The following is an 18,542-nucleotide window of genomic DNA, read 5'->3' as shown; positions in this document are numbered from 1 at the left end:
TGAATCTTAGTCCCACTTATCCAGGGGCCTTGCCGCTCTGAATTCCTACTTGAAGATGGGATTCTAAGAGCGGTTAGTCATCGGATAAAATAAAAACTGCTGAGAGAGAGGACTAGCAAAATGGAAACAATTGAACAGACAAATCGAACCATCTTATTTGAGGAAATTAATCCAGAAAAACTGGATCTTATCACCGTGATTGGTGATACGAAAGGTTTAGAGAGCCTGAGTGATGAGAAAATCAAAGAAATAAATGAGACACTACTAGTCAAGAGTTTTGATGAATTTTTGGATAAGTTTTCACCAGTCATTTATTCTTTTTACAATGCAGCCAATCAGAAAGTGCTGTACACATTGAAGAAACCAGAGAATATTCCCGACAATTGCATTACTGAAATTCCTATTACCAAACAAAATGATTTCCTAAAAATGCTGATGACTCTGATTGATGCAAAAAGTGCACAAGGAACTCCAAATGTGGACTTCAAATTTGAAAACCTGTTAGATATGATTTCACCTAAAAAGGTGATGGATGATATTCGTCAATCTAGAAAAGAAATTAACTATCAGTACAATCAATATGAGGCATTAGATGATGGCGATCCCAAAAAGCTGGATATGGGTGACAAATTAAACTATATGTTTGAAGAAGCCAGTGCAAATTACAACAATGTTATGGCTATGCTGCCTCTAGCAATCGAAGATATAAAAACACGATTATTATTAGGTGCCGGTGATGGCAAAGGCAGCAATGAGCCACTGCAAATTGGTGTGCTCAGTATGGGAGACAATGGTGAGCTCAAAATCATTGAAGCTCCGAAAAGCGAAAGTACGGCTTTGGCGGTATTGGATGATAAAGCCAATATCGGACTAATTACAGCATTTGAAGAAGATTATGAGGCGATCACTGAAGGACCTTCAAGTTATGTGAAAAGCTTAGTGGTCAGAACGTTCTGCCCACTGCCTTCCACAATTCAAAGTGAAGTTGATGTACCAACAGAAGTACAAAATTATAATACGTATCTAGAATTTTATAAGAATGCAAAAGATGATTTTATTAAAACAGTTAAACCTCTTGTAGAAAAGATTATCGGGGTCAAAATGTTCTTCGAACAATATGCCGTGAAAAACAAGGGGATGCAGCCTAGTTTGCTGGTAACCAATGCAAAATTGGATATGACGGTGAAAAGCAATAACCTTCCTCGTCTAGACACCTTTTTGAATACTGTAAATGCAAAAAATGATTTCACGAATACCATCTGGTTTGCTATTGTACCTTCGGTAAGTATGGAAGTTGCTGCTAAAACTCGGTTAAGCAGAGAACGGTTCAAAGGAAATGACAATAATAATGACCGCCAAGAAGTCAATACCATGGAATCATTGGTAATGCTGCTAAACGCAGTAAAAGACTATAAAATTCAAACTTTCTTCAGCTTTGAGTGTCGGGAAGAAACCACCTTTAATTATGTTGCCACCGCAGGAATCGATCGATTTATTGATAAGTGCTCAACTCTGATGCGCAAGGATTATAGTGAATACGCCATTCCTTGTGTACCGAATTTCACCATTATACCGAAAGACAAATCAGGAGTTGTTCTTGACAATAAGATGACCGTTAATGATCTTGGTGCGGCTGAGCTATCCAAAGAAAAAGAAAACATTATGAAGCTTTGGATTGAAGGCGTGTATATTGGAAGTTCTTATGTGGCTGCCGGCCTTACTGCAGCGTGCCAATGCCCTGACTTCTTACGGTCATCCTTTAAAAGCGTTAATAAATCCTATCCAGGTGTGCGCTTTGACCTTGAATCTGCTGATAATGCCCTTAGGGTTACGACTACACTGGCCAAAGAAATCTCTGGATTTACAAATAATATTAAAAATGCCATAAACAGAAGGAACTTCGGTTTCATATTTTCTTCAGAAAACGCCCAAGTACAGGGAAAAGATATTAAAAAAATTACGGTATATAAAGCCAGGAGCCTTGCAAGTGATGGAGATGACTTTGATTCGGTCTATAAGACAACTGTCAGCACCTACATTGAAAGAATTCTTCGTTTTAACAGTAATGATTTTAAACAAGACAATATTGTACATTTCTTCAGCAAAAATCCAAACAGTCAAAAAAGTGCATGGCTATCTACCCGCGGATATATCAACTCGATTATTCAAGAGGGCGATGATATTAATTATGCCATAGATGATAAAAGTGGACTTTGTAACATTGATCTTACTTTCAATGGCAATATAAAAAATCTAGAAGTACAAATTACCAAAACTGTAGCAGGCAAAGCATAACTGCACAATAAAAAGCAAGTTTGAGGTATCCGGTCTCAAACATATGGTTTTGAGGCCGAATTATAATACCTAATCTAAAAAACAGGAGGCATCCTTATGGGATTTAGACTCAAAATTGAAGGACAGGAAAACATTGAATTAGGAGTTAAAAGTATTGAAACCGTTAAGTTTTTAACAGACACTCCTAATGACTCTAACGCGAGGTCTACCGACTTGGGGACATCTATTATTGTGACAGGTAAAATATTGGCAGCGGTGGGCGGCGAAGAGGCAGATGGAACAATGAAAATTGCAACTTGGTCGGTAGTGCCGGCTGAGAAAGCAGATTGTTACCGGAAACTTACCGTTGAGATGATTGCTGCCGATCAGGTAGTAAGAAAAGTCTCCTTCCCCAATGCATTTGTAGTCGATTACACAGAAGACTACGGCCATGAAGACGGAGTAGGAACCTTTTACCTTCACATGAAGCAAAAGAAAGACAAAATGCCGGATGTTAAGGTTGAGGGTGGTTACTCAGCGTAGATTAAAATAATTTTGCTGGAAAGGATTGATAGGAATGGGCTTTAACGTAAAAATTGAAGGAAATGAAACAATTGATTTACCAAAGGCTAGTATTAAAACAGTACAGTTTAAAACAGATATACCCATTGATTCTAATGCGCGATCTACTGATTTAGGAGCGACGATTACGATTAGTGGAAAGATTTTGGCGGCCGTTGATGGTGGCAATGCTGATGATACTATGAAGATTGCTACCTGGTCTTTAGTTCCTGCCGAAAAGGCGGATTGCTACCGCAAGTTAACAGTGGAAGTAATCGCTGCCGACCAAATGGTTAGAAAGTTTAGCTTCCCTAACGCATTTGTAGTGGATTATACAGAAGATTATGGCCATGTCGAAGGTACAGGCACATTTGAGTTAATTCTTAAACAGAAAAAAGATAAGTTACCTGATATAAAAATCGAGGGCGGTTATAACGCATAACCAATAGGAAGGGGGCATCGTCCCCCTTCTTAAAAAAATATTTAAACTTCCATAAAGGAATTTCAAAATGAAAAATTACTATGACATCCTGGCGGTAAGGCGAGAATCGAGTCAGGAAGAAATCAAAAAAAGTTACCGCAGATTGTCGAAACAATATCATCCAGATTTAAATCCCGGCAATAAGGATGCTGAGTCTAAATTTAAAGAAATTACCGAAGCCTATGGGACACTGGGAGATCAAGAGGCGCGGGAACAATACGATGCGACACTGCATACAGCAGGTGCTAATGAGAGCTTTCAAGAGCGTGGAAAACCAAGGCCAAAGCAGCCTAACTATTCTACGGAGACATTTAATATGGGTGATGTGGGCAGGCGATTTGAACATTTTTTTGGTTATGATCCTAAAACAGGGGAGAGAAACCAAAACTTTGCAGGTACAAGCCAGGGAAAGAAAAAAAGCCCTTTAGATACATCACATATTTTCGAAGGCTTTTTCAAGCCGAAAAAGAAATAATGGGGTTGGTTTTTTGAGAAAGAAAAACGGGATAGAAGTATTCGATTTACCTGCAGAGCAAATCTTGTTACCAAGAAAATACCTGCAGTCATTGGACGGGATCATTTCCCTTTTGGCAGTTGTTCTATGTATCTTTATATATCAGTATCTTAATCAGGACATGACCAATAAATATATTGCAATAGGTGCATTTGCCGCCATTGCCTTGTATTATTCTGCAAAATTCTGGAGAAGATGCTGCCAGCCAATTGCTGCGTGCAATAATAATATCAATGCTATCCTTATGATTAATGATAGCGGAAATGTAATCAAACAGTGGGAAATTCAAGGAAAAGTATCCTTATTGATTGGTAAAAACAAAAAGAATAAGGACGTTGATATAGACTTAAGTGAAAGTACGTATGACGCTTTAATTTATGATGAACATGCCGTTCTTAATTTCGCTGCCAACAACTGGTATTTAGAAGGGCTACATGTACCAAGTAGTGTAAGCCTCAAAAAAACAGGTGACCAGATGCGTTACCGGATTACCAGCAATCGGCCGTGCAAGTTGACGTCAGGTGATATTATCTATATTGCCAATACACGTTTGATGATCAAATAGAAGAGCGTGTTTCCCAAAAAATACGCAACCATAGGGAGTGAAGATAGATTGAGTCTCATTAGATGCCAAAATGGACATATGTTTAGTGCCAGGCGGTATGGAACGGTTTGTCCTTACTGTAATCTCGAAACCGCTACCAAGGCCAAACAAAATACACAGATAAAAGATGCGGAAGTAGAAGAGGATTTATATTATGAAGAAATTGAGCCTGTTTGTGGCTGGCTGGTATGTATTGAGGGGGCGCAGCGGGGCTTGGATTACAAGATTCATACAGGCAAAAACTTTATTGGCCGTGGCGATGATATGGATATCCAATTACTGGGCGATAATACCGTTTCCCGCCGGAATCATGCGATATTAGTCTATGACCCCAAGAAACGTAACGCGGTGCTGCTGCCGGGTGAATCTTCTGGTCTTGCTTATTTAAATGGCGATGCGGTTTATGTGCCTCAAGAATTGGTGGCTTACGATATCATCGAATTAGGCAAGAGTAAATTTTTATTTATTCCATTTTGCGGGGAACATTTTGAATGGAAAGATAAGAAAGAGGAACAAGAGGCGTAAAAGATGGAATGGACAAGTCTGTATGATCAATATGGATTATTTGCTATCGTACCTATATTGCTACTCCTAGTACTACTCTGCCAGCGCTATTGGCGGAATAAGTTTACGAATGGTTCTACTCTTGAGATTGCCGAAGAATGTGCTATGGGTACAAAAGAAACCCAGGAAGATGCTGCCGGTGTAGTAGAAACTGCCTGGGGGACTTTGGCTGTACTGGCTGATGGTATGGGAAAAGGGCGAGCAGGGAAAATGGCAGCACAGGTGACGGTAGAAACCTGTATAGAAATTTTTACTGCCTGCGATGTTACTGGCAATATTCAATATTTTTTTACACAAGCATGTAATCGCAGTAATAAAAGGGTATTGGAATATCTGCAAGGCAATAAGGGCGGTGCGGTAGTGGCCGCTGTCCTTGTCAGCAAAGGTTATCTTTACTATGCGGCAGTAGGCGATGTCAAAATTGCTGTGCTTAGAAAGAGGGAATTGATTGCCGTAAATGAGGGGCAAACAATGCAAACCGCGGCAGCCAAAGGGTTTGCCCAAGGACTTTTAGATAGAGAGCAGGCACTGGCGATTAGTCAAACAAAACGCCGAAGTAACTATATCGGTCGTGATGCTTTTAAAAACGTGGAAATGGGTGCCGACGGTATCAAACTTATACATGGTGATATCATCGTAGTCATGAATCAGGGGCTGTACAATTGTCTTTCCTGGGTAGAACTAGAAGATAATTTGGCAAGCTCCTATTCCTGTAAAAAAATAGCGGAGAAAATAATCGAAAAGTTTAATGAAAAACCTGCTGGGCACAAAGAAAATGCCAGCTTATTTGTAATAAGGTATACCGGAAGATAAAGTGCGGAGGAACTGTATTCATGAGAAAAATCAATGCTAACTTTAGGACAGCCTTTCTATCCGAAGGAGGCAGTTTCCTACAAAATAAAGACTATTTTGCCTTTGTAGAATTAGACGATTTTGCTTGCTATGCCATTGCCGATGGAATTGATGATGACCTAGAGCTGGACAGCGCTAAAATGGCAGTTACTAGTGTGATAAGGCAATTTACCGATAAACCATCCATGAAAAAAAACGATATAAAGACTTGGCTGAAAGAAACCAATCAGGAGTTATTACAGCATAGTAAGGGGATGCGCTTAAAGGCTTCTATTACGGTAGTTGTTACGGACTATGCCAGCATAGTATATGGTTTGGTGGGAAATACCAGGTTGAATCTTTACAGGGAAGGTACGCTCATTCATAAGAGTATGGATCAGTCATTAACCAAGGAACTCATGGAAGCAGGAAACCTCCCGGTAGATAAAATATCTGCCCATCTGGAACGGCATAACCTATATTGTTATCTAGGACAGCCCAAGGACTTTAATCCCGAAGTATCGTCCCAAATTCGGCTAGCAGATGGAGATACCCTTACCTTGCTCACAAGAGGAATTTGGGAAAACGTGGATGAGGGGGAAATGGCGGATGCCATCCGCGACACCAAAGAACCTCAAGAAGCATTGGATAATGTAGAAGATTTGCTAATGGCGCGACAGCCAGAAAATCTGGAGAATTATACTTTGGCGACTATCTTTGTCGATAAGGTATATATTGATCCGGGTAAACGCAAAGCGCTGATTAAAAAAATTCTGATTGCGTCCATTCCCATCTTGATTATCCTGATCGGCCTCTTAATCTATATGCACATTAGTCAGGGTAATAGAAATGATCAGATAGCAGCTATGGGGGCACATGTCAGTCAGGCTCAAATTTTGTGCGGGGAAGGAAATTATTCCAGGGCGACCGAGGAATACAAGGCAGCGCTGGATCTTGCCCAGCAATTAAAATTGGGAAATGAGCAAAAAGATATAGAAAAATGGTATAAAACGACGGGTTTAATTATGGCGGCCGATATGGCGTTGCAGCAAAAGGACCTAGCGAAAGCTGCGGATTTATATAGGGCAGCATTAGAAGCATCTTATTCCGCCGATCAACTTGGACAAAGTTATATACTCAAGCAGCAGCGTCTGACGGGTGATTATATGGATATTACGGATTTACTGCAGAGCGGGGATCAAAAGCTGGAACGCAAAGATTATGAAAGAGCTCGCAAAGCCTATCTGGAAGCAAAAGTCATCTCCACCCGGATTTTTTATAATGACGGGCGAAAAGAAGCAGCGGAAAAACTGGCCAAAATCGATGCCCAAATGGTAGAAGAGGGTAAGAAAGTAATAGAAGAAGGGCAGAAGGCGATAGAAGAAGGCAAAAAGTCCATGGCACAGGAAGCGGCTACCTATGAGCAGCAGGGGGACAGACTGGCGCAAAAAGGTGACTATCAAGGTGCTATTAGCATGCTCAGTATTGCTGAAGGCATGTATGACCAAAGCGGCAAATCGGATAAGGTTCCAGGTGTGCAAAAGAAAATTAGTGCGATTGAAGACCGTATGACTGCGTCAGAGAAGGCTGCCTTACTAAATAACTTGATAACGGAGGCCAGTAAGTATGAAAGAGACGGAGATCAACTAGCGAATGAGCAAGGGGATTTGGCCGGGGCAATCGATATGTATGGCTTGGCAATGGGACTGTACAACGAAGGCGGAAAAAAAGAAAAAACCGTGCTAGTACAAAAGAAAATTGATACGGTTAATGATCGGAAGAAAAACCTGGAAAAAATAGACCTGCAGCATCGCGCAGTGGAAGCGGAAAAAGAAGGCGATCTGAAAGCAGCTCAGGCGCTACTGGACGAAGCAAGATTTAGTTATGCTACGGCCCAGCAGCTTTACGGCTTGGCTGGACTTACTGGGGAAGCGGCCAGTATTCAGAAAAAAATTGATCTGCTTGATGTGAAAGTGACAGCGGCTGAGCAGCAAAAAAATAAGGCAGCTGCCTATGTAGCCGAAGCGGATAGCCGAGTGCCCAATGGAGAATACGTGCAAGCGAAATACCTGTATATTTTGGCCAGTGATATTTATCAAAGGCTTGGACTAAAAGATGAAGTAAATAAAGTAAATGAAAAACTGAAATTGTTGACCAAGCTGTCGAATGGCAAAGTATAACCAGAGGAGAGGAGAACTATCGTGAAAGAGCAAATTGCCGCCAAACTGAATCAAATGAGTAATCTGGAAGATAGGCTGCTCTTGAAAGACGTTTTAAATGATGTATTTCTCAATCTTTATGAACACAGTGAAACGATGTATCAGCAACTAGAAGATCGGGTCTTTTCGGAAATGTCGGGAGTATCTGATTCTTATGATGTGTATACCACTGTAGTTTCACGGCAGAACCTTGATCCGGTGCATTATTTTCTGCGGCCAATGCAGGTAGGGGATTTAGAAGAAAAACAGGTTAATCTGACCGCTATTGTAGTTGATGCAATAGCGGAGCCCCTGCTCCAAGTATTTTTTAGCTGTGATTACAGGATGCTTGCTTCCATCATAAACGGCGGCAGGATTTTTCACGGTACCATTGTTACCAACCTAGGCAGTATTACGGCGGAGTTTATCTTGCGGGAAGACAAAAGATATCTAAACCAAATCAATGAACTGTATGAAACCTTTCTAAATAACAATATACCTTGGAGAACCATCAACAATCCTTATGCCTTTCGCTTTGCCGAAGTCCTGATGGAAAGTTGCCAGCGTCCGCTAGAAAATGACGAAACGGTTACACAGATTCAAGTCGATTTTGGGGAATACGGACAATATGTACACTACGACATGGTGCCCTTGTGGAATGTAGAGTTGCTGAAACTCAAAAGTACGGGTTTTCCCTTGCCTTGTGAGGATAAAATCAATTTTGAACATATGGTGCCTCTAGAGGGAATCGGTATAGAACATGGCTATCTAGCAGCTTTTCAAAACAAAAATATTAGCTATGTCCGTCGCACCAAGCAGGCGCTAGTGATTGTAGCGCCAACCGAATTAAAAGATGTATGGGATATCATGCGGATTATTCATCCGACAGGCGGAAAAACAGACGTGTATACCTATCCATTGGTATCCAATGCTAAACGGCAGGCATTTAGCGATATTCTGGCACAAAAAAGCCTACGGGTGATACGTACGGAGGCCGAGCTTAGACGGCTCATTGGTTCCTTTGCCGCTGCAGCTAACTTTAGTCTTTCCCATATTGCCATTCAGCCTTGCAGTCAGGAAATAGAGAATGTGGCAAGCTATGAAATGAATTGCTTTATACAGGATGAAATACGCCGTGCGGACTGCCAACACCGGCTGATTCTCAACTTTACTACCACTGACAGGGACAGCTTATTTATTTCAGATCGGATGAGTTTTCTTGTATCCGAAGTACAACTGTACTATCCGGACTACAAGTGCGAGGGAGTTTTACTATGAACTATATTTGGGATATGGCAATTAAAGCCACTCGCCAAGATATAGAACCGGAAACCATAACCTTTGTCCATAGTAAAAGCTGCAGCCCGTATATGGAAATGGCCTTTGAAGATTTGAATACCGTTTCTCTGGAGGCAGAACCAACGGTAGAAATCAATCCCTATTACCGCTTTTGCGATATTTTCAAGAAATTTCTCGATATCAATTTTACGGGTCATGAAGAGATTCAGGCTGTGTTCTTTGATATTATTACTCATTATTTACTCTTTATTGACTGTCACCAAGGCCTTTGCAAACGTGAATATTATGGGAAGTTTATCCTTAACGATATAGAAAATAGTGCGTTCGGACAGCGCGTCAAAGAAAGTCTGAACGTCTTTAACGTTGATGAACGGCACATCCTTCTCAGCGGTCTGATTTCCCTGTACCGTACCAGTGCTTCCGTACACCTTTTCAAACAGGTGGTACGACAGATCTTCGTAAATGGCATCATTTACTACCGGAGTGAAGATACCCCTGAGGTACTCATATACCTGGGAACAACAGAGACTGCCATAACTCGGCGAAAAATCGATACCCTGTTGGCCTTCTTTTTGCCGCTAGGTTTTGCTTTTCGCCTCTATTGGGAAAAACATTTTGGTATCATTGGCGCAGATCAAACCATGGAGATTGACAACATTGTGATTTACTAACGAAGGGTGAGAAAAATATGGCAAGTTATACCTATAAATTATATAAGAACAATCAGATAGATACACCACCAGCCAAACAATATGTTCGCAAAGAGCTGGAACTGATGACTACCCATCAATTACGTGAAATCTGTATTAAAGAAAAACTGGTGGAAAGCATGCTCGGCAGCCTGGAACGGTATGAACTGGTGGAACTCATCATGCGCTATCGAGGTCTGAACGAGCACCTACTCATCACCGACTATGTACCTGGCGGACAGGAACGGCTAGAACAAGTAGCCGGAAGGATTGACAAGTACCTCGACGATAAAAAAGCGATCAAAAACCCTTCTCGCATCGTCATTTATGAAGGTCTGGATACGGATAAATATGATCGTTATGTCATTACAGCTCCTGGTCTCTTGGAAGAGTGTAATGTACTATTGGTCAGTGGTGCCAAGGAACTCTGCGCCGTTTTTAACTTGATTGCTGACCCGAATATTCCAGGGCGTTTTTACCTTACCCGTAAAGGGAACTTGCCAGCCCGGGAGTCAAAACATAAACACTACAGTCTGCTCTATTTTGGCAAAGTAGAATCAGAGCTTCTCTTTAACATTTACCAAGATGAAAATGTCCCCCTGCCCAAAAATCTCAAATGCTATAAACTGCCCCTATTGAATTTTTCCATCAAGCAACCTATCGAAACCGCCCAGACCTTAGCCATTGACTTTGGCACAGCCAATACTACCGCCGGACTCTATCTTGACCGTGAACTCTATAACAGCATTGACAAAAGTGGTGCAGAAGAAAACTTTTTAAAGCCGGAAGAAATCAACCTCGTAGAAGTCTTTCACCAGACAGAAACGGGGGAAGTTCTCACGCCTCTCATTCCCACAGTAGCCGGGATATGGAATATCCCTGATGCAAATGAAGGGGAAGTAGAATATATCTTTGGACATGAGGCTGTAAAACTGGCACATACCAACTATATTCATGAAGGCTTCTGCGTATTTTTCGATGTCAAACGCTGGATTCGTGACTATGAACGTCAGGAAGAACTCATAGACCTAACGGGTAGGCGTATCTATAAAAAACGCAAAGAAATTATCAAATCCTTCTTAGAATACGTCATCGCCATTGCCGAACAGCGGTTCAAATGCCGTTTCAAAACCCTGCACTTATCATCGCCAGTTAAAGAAAAACAACGCTTTTTGGCCTTGTTTGGAGAAATTCTCTCTCCTTGGCAGCTAGAAACGGAAAACATGCTAGATGAGGGGGCAGCGGTACTCTTTAATACCATCTCTAACTTTATCGAGAAAAATCCGGGAAGGCATATCGACAAAGAAGAGCACCAAGCTCTGGTAATAGACTGCGGGGGCGGAACTACCGACCTATCCTCTTGTCTATTTAGCATAGAGAGCCGCAGAGTATCCTATAAAATTGATATTGAAACCACCTATGAAAATGGTGATACCGACTTTGGCGGCAATAACCTGACTTTTCGCATCATGCAGCTTATCAAAATCGCCATCGCAGAACATCTGTCAGAAACTAACGGCGCCAAAGTGCAGGAAATTCTAGATGCCTTTGATACGGATCTTTACCGCCGGGTAGACCGAGAAGGCATAACGGCGGTGTATGCGGAACTGGATGAAGCCTATGAAGAGGCGGAAGAGCTCATTCCCACCCGCTTTAAACACTACGAAAGCGGCAGTCCCAAAGAATATTTTAAAGTAAAAAATAATTTCTATTTCTTGTTTCAATTAGCAGAGCAAATCAAAACCGACATGTTTGCTGGACAGAGTTTTCAGAGGGTTGTCCTAGATAGTCAGGGTCTTACCTTTAATCATAAATACGATAAAGTCATAAACACCGGCCGCTGGCGCATGTCCATCAGAGAGGATGCTACACTGAAAACCGTGCGGGACATTCCCCTCATTAACTTTACCGCCAAAGACATTAACCTTATTCTCAAGGCGGATATCTATGAAATCGTCCGCAAATTTGTTGAAGAACCATATAACCAAGGTCTACTACTGGACTACAGCGTCATAAAGCTGACGGGTCAATCCTGTAAAATTGGGCTATTTAAAGACGCTCTCAAGGAATTCATCCCCGGACGGATCATTGAATTTGGCGGACAGGAAGGAACCTACGGCCAGGAACTCAAGCTCTCCTGCCTAAGAGGTGCTATCAAATATCTTAAAGCCAAAAAAGGCGGCTATGCCGAAGTTACCATGAGCCACCGACCAGCAGCTCTGCCTTATATCATCACCGCTGATACTCATACTGGCGAAGAAAAAGTTCTTATCTCCCGATGCGGTGACCACAATATCGGCGGGCATATCTCACGTTTTGTAGAAGGTGTGACCTTAAAACTGCAGCTTAAAGATTTAACAGGTCAGGAGCGTTTTACCTATGTCTATGAAAATCAGCATAACGATTTTAAGCAAGTGACCTACGAAGAAATTGCACAGCAATACAACAACACCATCATTCAAGATGAAACCGACAACATTATCGAAAACGAAGTCAAATTCTTCGTCTGGCCCAAAGAAAGCCACTGGGGGTTTGCAGTCGTACCCGTACTTAGACAAAATGGCAGCCTGCACTTAGGAAGAGAAGAACTCTTTACCTTTGAGAATGACCAGTGGGAGACTAATTTCTTTGACGGATTGAAATAAAGCCTTAAGGAGTATATACAACATGTTTCTAGATAAATTCCCAAAATTCACCCCTGGACGGGTGTTGAAAAATGACATGCTCAACGAACTGCGGGACTATCCCCGAGATTATATAAATATCCTCTACAGCCACTACAGCGATGGGCTTCTGGCAGGTTGCACTCTGCAGGTCAATAGTGAGACCATCAACATAGCCCCCGGCCTGGTTCGCCACCAGGGCAAACTCTATAACCTAAGCCAGACTGCCTCTGTACCCTATACGGCTACCGGACAAGATATGCTGGTCAAAGTTAACTTTACTAAAGAAAAAGAGAACGGTGACTATATCCTATCTAGCGGGGATATCCTCATCACTCCCAGCCTAAAAGTCACCGAAAATGAATTGGAATTGTGTCGATTCAAACTAAAACTAGGTGCCAGGCTGCGGGATGAATATCAGGACTTTACGGACTATTCTACCGAATACGATACCATTAACATCATAAGCGTACCTTGTGCCGCACCCTATGAAAGCACGCTTTCCCCTATACTGACTCGACGTTTTGCCACCGAAGCCCTAGCGGGACGTCCCGTGCATTCTTTTGACTATGCCTTTATCAGTCAATGTGCACAGGGCGAACCTGTGGCGCGCAGCTTGATCACCGCCTATACCTCTGCAAGGTTAGGCATCATCGCCAAAGACAGTACCAACCAAGACATTCACCGCCACCTAGCTAAAATCCTAAGTGACATTCGCCTAGGCAAAGATATGGCAACCACAACAGGAAGAAACGGTGGGCGTAAGATACTAGTGGATTAATATATAACTGATTCAAATTAAAAGGAGAAAAGAATGGAAGAACAAGCGAAAAAATTACGAAATAAGGGCTTTATCATGTTGGGGGCATTTTTTTTAGGCATTGCTCTGTTTTGGATGTATGGTTCTTATTTTGATATTTTTCATAAAAATTTTAATAAACTTTCTACTTTAGTGAAAATTGGATTTTTTACAATTACCATTGCTACGATTATTCCAGGACTCATCTCAATATATTACTCTTCTAAAGGAGCCTTTTTACATACGAAAAAAACGTATGGCAGCGGGGCGTTGCAATCTAAAATCGAAACTTATGAAGATGCCGTTTTGGTTATTAAGGAAACCGCCAAAGGGTGTTATGTTTTGGCGGCATTGCAGTTTGTATTAGGTGCCATAATTTTACAAGCCTATGGTATGATTGCAGATTGCATGGTATACCTATTGCTTGGTTTTCTATTGCAGAAATATAAGAGCAGAATTTGTGCTGTTGCGTTAATGTTAATATCAGTGGCGAGTCTATTAGTGACGGCATTAAACATGCTTAAAGTAACTGATTATGGGGGTAGCAATGTATTGTTGGCCTTTCTTATGTTGTATATGAGTATTCGAGCCATAAAAGCAACGTCTTTGCTAAAAAAGATAGACAGAAATAAGAGAACAGAAATTGTTCCAATTATAGGTAACGATCTTCAGCCAGAACAAGAATAGCAAGAGTGAATATAACCAAGTTTATAGACTAGAGAATTTAGCACAAACGGAGGCAGAAAGAAATGAAGAAAAAATTAATAGCAATATTAGCAATAGCATTACTAGTTATCTGTACAGGATGTTTTGGCGATCCAGTCAAAAGTGACCTAGAAGCCTATATGACTTTTGAAAGTAGTGTCGAAAAAGAAGCCCAGGACTTTTCCTTAGATTTTATGGGAAATGCAAGCAGTGCTTCCAGTAAAGAAGAGGCACAAAAAATCATCAGCGATGGAGCGCAAAAATTGACAGCCATTGCCGATAAACAAAAGAACTACAAACCAAAAACCAAGGAAGTACAGGATATTCATGATAAAAACATCAAGGTAATGGATATTACCGTAGAGACCTTAAATGACCTGAATAAATTCATGAACTTAAAGAACCCTTCTAAAGAACAGTTCAATAACATTATGAAAAGACAACAAGAAGTCATTAAACTTACGAAAGAATACAGAGATGACCTAAATGCCTTGGCAGAACAGAAAAAGGTAGAGGTTAAGCTTAATTTTAAATAAGTAATAAAAAGAAAGACAAAAAAATATATGTAAAGCTAAATTTCTCTAGTGTATAAACTTGGTTATTAAAGAGACGTTATACAGGACCACAAAAGTGAGGAGGTAAACCCATGCCTAATGAACACATGGACGAAGAAATTCGTTATATGATCAATCAGGTCGAGGAGCAGGAAGAATGGAGCAGCCAAAATATTTATGAAGGTGTAACCATTAACGATGAACACTATGAATTTCACGAAGTAAGCTTTTTCGAAGATAAGCTAACACTACATATTCCCACAAGCTTTGTAGATATGCCCGCTGAACTGGCGGCAATGAAATACCCTTCTAGTGACCGCCCGCAGATTATCCAAACGGACTTAACTGGCAGTATTAACATTACCTTGAACCTAATTCCTAATAACATTGAGGATGAACACATCCCAGAAGTGAAGGAGGGAATTAAGTCAATCCTTCAAAAATTGAATCCCTCCTATCTGTTCATGGAAGAAGGCGCGGAAACAATCGAAGAAAAAACCATAGGATTTTTTGAATTCAAAAGTCCGACTCTTGATGACTCCCTCTTTAATCTAATGTTCTTTGTTGAAATGAATCATAACATTGTGATGATAGTCTTTAACTGCCCATACAGTGAACATATGGCTTGGCGGCTCATAGCCCGTCAAATCATGCAATCTGTGCGATTCGCTCCTAAGACATTGGAATCAGGGCAAGAGATCCCAGCAGTAGGAGGGCTAAAATAATGAGTGAAGATCAAAAAAAGAAGCCAGCGCCCTCTGAAGGCAAAGCCATTAACTGGTACCAGTTAGTGTTTAGCAAGTATAAATTCAAAGATATATTAGACCTGAAAATTACCCAAGGTATTAATGAACACGCTACCCTTTTTATCAGCGGTATACTACCAAAGGATGACGCCAATACAGAAAATAAAGACTATGTGCAAACCACCGACCAGAATACCCCAGTAACGCTAAAATACATTGACAATACAGGTAAGGAAAACATTCTTTTCCAAGGTGTAGTGACGAGTATAAAGCAGTGGACAATGGCAGATGTGAAGCATTTAAACATTGAGGCCATTAGCTTTAGTTATCTACTAGATGTCAAGAAACTCAACCGCTCGTTCCAGCGTAATGGGGAGCCATATAGCTATCTCTTTGACAGGATTAATTCTCTAGCTCGTGAATATGTGCCAAATGCCCAAGGTGACGTAGTGACTGCTGAAGAAAAGTATGAAGAAGCGATCACTGAATGTATGCTAATTCAGTATCAAGAGACAGATTGGCAATTTCTAAAACGCTTTGCATCAGATTTTAACATTGGACTGATACCAGACATTACATTTGATAGTCCCAAAGTCTATTTCGGTATGCCGCCTCAGAAAGAAGAGAATGAGGAGGAAAGCAGCGATAATAAGAAAGCAGGGCCAGAGTTTAACGTATCTTCCTATCGAGTCTGGCGGGATACGGCGGCTTATGCAACAGCCAGCAGCAACTGCCGCAAAAATAGTGGTGTAGCCCTTAGTGAAAATGACTTTACCTATTGTGACGCCCAATCCTTAGATCTGCTGCAGCTGGGACAGAAAGTAACCTTCCTGGGACTGACTTGGTATGTTAAAAATATTCATACCATAATGGAAAAAGGCGCTATCAACAGCACCTATACCCTGACCACCCAGCAAGGGTTGATGCAGGACGATCTATATAACACCAAAATAGCGGGAATTTCCTTGCGTGGTATCATCAAAGTAGTAACAAATGATCAAGTACAAGTACATATTACTGAAATCGATGACGAATGGGATGACGGCTCAACTTGGTATTTCCCCTATACCACAGTATACTCCTCGCCAGATGGCAGCGGCTGGTATTGCATGCCGGAGGTAGGGGATAATGTAAGAATCTACTTTCCTAGTGTCAAAGAAGAAGAGTCTGTAGCAGCCAGCTCCGTCAACCTCACCCCCTCCAAACGAGGAAAAAGAGAAGACCCTGACACCAAAATTATCAGTACAGTATATGGTAAACAAGTAATCCTAACTCCCGGTGGTATTCAGATTATTGCCAACGGCAATCTCTTGATGACCCTTACCGATGAAGGCGGTGTAAGTATCAAGAGTGACAAAAAAATTATCCTGGAAGCGGATCAAGATATAGAAATAACCAGTAAAACTAGTAAGGTACTGGTAAACGGCAAAAACGAAATTAGTCTCAAACAAGGCGGCAGCGAGATAAACATACAGAAAGATATTAATATTAAAGGGAACAAAGTGAAAATACAGCCATGATGCAGAAATTTATAGAACAACAGTCTGCAAACTGGCTGGAAGAAGATGTACCAGTTATGCAGCAAGAATTTCCTAAGAACCAAGAAACTATTACAGAAAGTTTATCAGCTGCTATCAGACAAATATGCCACCAAGCTAGTAGGCAACAACAAGTCGGATGTAAAGGCCCTGCGGCCTATCTTTGTATATCTTTTCTCAGAACAAACATTCTGGAGGATTGCTTTCAATATCGCATGGATATGTATGATGAAAAATTCTATTTAGACAGGACAGAATGTTCAGGCTGCTTTGAAATCGATTTTGTCTGGCAGTACTTTCAGGCCCGGATGGCTCAACTAGAAAAGGCTGTCCATTCCAGCATATATAAAAACAAAATCCGCACTCGACAGCTAAATGCAATCAAACTAGATATGGCGGAGCAGTATCATCAGGTAGCAATGCTGTGCACGAAATTACTAATTGATGAAGCTGTTAAGACACCGGAATATAGAGCCTTGTCCAAAGTACCGGAATTCAAAATCCTAATGGGTGATTATAAAGATAAAATCATGCTGCTATATGAAGAAGCATCAGAGTGCAAAGAAATGTAAACAGTTGTTTCTAAGATTATGTAAAAAGGGAGTAAAATCATGGAGTATTTTCGCATCAAACAAGATCCGGAGTGTTTGGAAGCGGTAGTCATTCCTGATGCAATAAAGCAAATTGACAGGCGATATGTTACGCCTGAAGAAGCAGATCGTATAGAAGATGTAACCGTCTTTCGCCTTGATGGCACAGATTATCCAGAGTTCATAGATATATTAGACAGGCAGCTATTCTTGGTATCAAGCCAGCTCAAGGAAGTCTTCGGCCTATACGTGCCAAAGCTGAAATACAAGATAGTCATTGTTGCCAATTCCGAAAAAGGTCTAGTAAATACCTATCATTTGCCGATCTTTGCGCCTGTAGATTGTCTATCAGAGCAAAGTGTCATGACGCCTGATAAAAAGAATGTTAGAAAGCTAGTACTCAAACAATCTCTACTAGGTCGTAAGGCGATTTTCAAAGTACAGCACGATTTTGAAAACATAATAATAGCCCGTCTCGATGCTGCCGAAAGTATGTTACGGCGGAACTTGCGGGGGATAAAAATGGTTCGGGTAGAATTGGATTAAAGAAAAGGAGCTGACCCAAAATGGATACCAAATATGTCGTCAGAGGAGCTAAGGTCAAATGCAGCAATGGTGGCACCACTTGTAATTTAAATCTGCCTAAAAGCCATGGTATGTATGTCAATGACAAGGCAGTATTAAATGATCACGACTGTGTTCCTTATAGTAATGTACTGCCTTTTGGCAAATGCGACAAAATAAAAAAAGCGTGTGTATTGGCTTTGGCGCCAAAATGGGAAGACGCAAAGGATACAACAATCCTCAAAGGTCATCCGGCATTGCTGGCTAAATCGGTACTTAGCTGTACGATCGGCGGAGCAATTACAATACTTAATGATGGGCAAAAAGGATAACCCTTTTAACGGTAAAAAACAAGAAAATGGCGGTGA

The 18,542-nt window shown here is 41.1% G+C and carries 19 protein-coding genes; all 19 read left to right on the top strand.

All coding sequences use genetic code 11. The features are described from left to right. Positions 1 to 120: 120 nt before the first annotated feature. The 19 genes from QSJ81_RS13500 to QSJ81_RS13410 all read left to right on the top strand — a co-directional run bounded on the left by QSJ81_RS13500 (position 121) and on the right by QSJ81_RS13410 (position 18,506). Positions 121 to 2,295 carry a transcriptional regulator gene (locus QSJ81_RS13500; protein ID WP_285717900.1) on the top strand — a complete coding sequence of 725 codons (2,175 nt, stop codon included), beginning with the start codon at positions 121 to 123 and terminating at the stop codon, positions 2,293 to 2,295. Between the two features lie 96 nt (positions 2,296 to 2,391). Next, on the top strand, positions 2,392 to 2,817 hold the full coding sequence (locus QSJ81_RS13495; RefSeq protein ID WP_285717899.1) for a membrane-associated protease 1: 426 nt from the start codon (positions 2,392 to 2,394) through the stop codon (positions 2,815 to 2,817). Positions 2,818 to 2,851: 34 nt separating this feature from the next. Then, positions 2,852 to 3,277, top strand: a complete 426-nt coding sequence (locus QSJ81_RS13490) for a membrane-associated protease 1 (protein WP_285717898.1) — start codon at positions 2,852 to 2,854, stop codon at positions 3,275 to 3,277. Between the two features lie 67 nt (positions 3,278 to 3,344). After that, positions 3,345 to 3,791 (top strand): DnaJ domain-containing protein, encoded by a 447-nt coding sequence (locus tag QSJ81_RS13485; RefSeq protein ID WP_285717897.1) that lies wholly within the window; start codon positions 3,345 to 3,347, stop codon positions 3,789 to 3,791. A 13-nt stretch (positions 3,792 to 3,804) separates the two neighbouring features. After that, positions 3,805 to 4,395: an FHA domain-containing protein gene (locus QSJ81_RS13480; RefSeq protein WP_285717896.1), complete on the top strand. Its 591-nt coding sequence runs from the start codon at positions 3,805 to 3,807 to the stop codon at positions 4,393 to 4,395. A 48-nt stretch (positions 4,396 to 4,443) separates the two neighbouring features. Further along, complete coding sequence (locus QSJ81_RS13475; protein WP_285717895.1) at positions 4,444 to 4,959, top strand: FHA domain-containing protein; 516 nt, start codon at positions 4,444 to 4,446, stop codon at positions 4,957 to 4,959. A 3-nt stretch (positions 4,960 to 4,962) separates the two neighbouring features. Then, a complete protein-coding gene (locus QSJ81_RS13470) occupies positions 4,963 to 5,811 on the top strand; it encodes a PP2C family protein-serine/threonine phosphatase (protein WP_285717894.1) in 849 nt (282 codons plus the stop codon). A gap of 20 nt (positions 5,812 to 5,831) precedes the next feature. Next, positions 5,832 to 8,009 (top strand): hypothetical protein, encoded by a 2,178-nt coding sequence (locus QSJ81_RS13465; RefSeq protein ID WP_285717893.1) that lies wholly within the window; start codon positions 5,832 to 5,834, stop codon positions 8,007 to 8,009. A 21-nt stretch (positions 8,010 to 8,030) separates the two neighbouring features. After that, on the top strand, positions 8,031 to 9,305 hold the full coding sequence (locus tag QSJ81_RS13460) for a hypothetical protein (RefSeq protein WP_285717892.1): 1,275 nt from the start codon (positions 8,031 to 8,033) through the stop codon (positions 9,303 to 9,305). Beyond that, positions 9,302 to 9,997: a hypothetical protein gene (locus QSJ81_RS13455; RefSeq protein WP_285717891.1), complete on the top strand. Its 696-nt coding sequence runs from the start codon at positions 9,302 to 9,304 to the stop codon at positions 9,995 to 9,997. The genes QSJ81_RS13460 and QSJ81_RS13455 overlap by 4 nt, the downstream gene beginning before the upstream one ends. Before the next feature lie 17 nt (positions 9,998 to 10,014). Continuing rightward, a complete protein-coding gene (locus QSJ81_RS13450) occupies positions 10,015 to 12,660 on the top strand; it encodes an Hsp70 family protein (protein WP_285717890.1) in 2,646 nt (881 codons plus the stop codon). A gap of 22 nt (positions 12,661 to 12,682) precedes the next feature. After that, positions 12,683 to 13,459, top strand: a complete 777-nt coding sequence (locus QSJ81_RS13445; RefSeq protein WP_285717889.1) for a hypothetical protein — start codon at positions 12,683 to 12,685, stop codon at positions 13,457 to 13,459. A gap of 33 nt (positions 13,460 to 13,492) precedes the next feature. Beyond that, the gene (locus QSJ81_RS13440) at positions 13,493 to 14,164 is read left to right on the top strand and encodes a hypothetical protein (RefSeq protein ID WP_285717888.1); all 672 of its coding nucleotides are present in this window, start codon (positions 13,493 to 13,495) and stop codon (positions 14,162 to 14,164) included. Positions 14,165 to 14,226: 62 nt separating this feature from the next. Then, the gene (locus tag QSJ81_RS13435; protein ID WP_285717887.1) at positions 14,227 to 14,718 is read left to right on the top strand and encodes a hypothetical protein; all 492 of its coding nucleotides are present in this window, start codon (positions 14,227 to 14,229) and stop codon (positions 14,716 to 14,718) included. Positions 14,719 to 14,828: 110 nt separating this feature from the next. Continuing rightward, a complete protein-coding gene (locus QSJ81_RS13430) occupies positions 14,829 to 15,461 on the top strand; it encodes a hypothetical protein (RefSeq protein WP_285717886.1) in 633 nt (210 codons plus the stop codon). After that, positions 15,461 to 17,002, top strand: coding sequence for a DUF2345 domain-containing protein (locus QSJ81_RS13425; protein WP_285717885.1), 1,542 nt, complete (start codon positions 15,461 to 15,463; stop codon positions 17,000 to 17,002). The genes QSJ81_RS13430 and QSJ81_RS13425 overlap by 1 nt, the downstream gene beginning before the upstream one ends. After that, a complete protein-coding gene (locus tag QSJ81_RS13420; protein WP_285717884.1) occupies positions 16,999 to 17,592 on the top strand; it encodes a hypothetical protein in 594 nt (197 codons plus the stop codon). The genes QSJ81_RS13425 and QSJ81_RS13420 overlap by 4 nt, the downstream gene beginning before the upstream one ends. 39 nt (positions 17,593 to 17,631) lie before the next feature. Beyond that, positions 17,632 to 18,156: a hypothetical protein gene (locus QSJ81_RS13415; RefSeq protein ID WP_285717883.1), complete on the top strand. Its 525-nt coding sequence runs from the start codon at positions 17,632 to 17,634 to the stop codon at positions 18,154 to 18,156. A gap of 20 nt (positions 18,157 to 18,176) precedes the next feature. Next, positions 18,177 to 18,506 carry a DUF4280 domain-containing protein gene (locus tag QSJ81_RS13410; protein WP_285717882.1) on the top strand — a complete coding sequence of 110 codons (330 nt, stop codon included), beginning with the start codon at positions 18,177 to 18,179 and terminating at the stop codon, positions 18,504 to 18,506. Positions 18,507 to 18,542 lie beyond the last annotated feature (36 nt).

It is taken from the genome of Pelosinus sp. IPA-1, assembly GCF_030269905.1.
Lineage (GTDB): Bacteria > Bacillota > Negativicutes > DSM-13327 > DSM-13327 > Pelosinus.
Note: the sequence above shows the minus strand (reverse complement) of the source record. Positions and strands in the feature narration are given on the sequence as shown.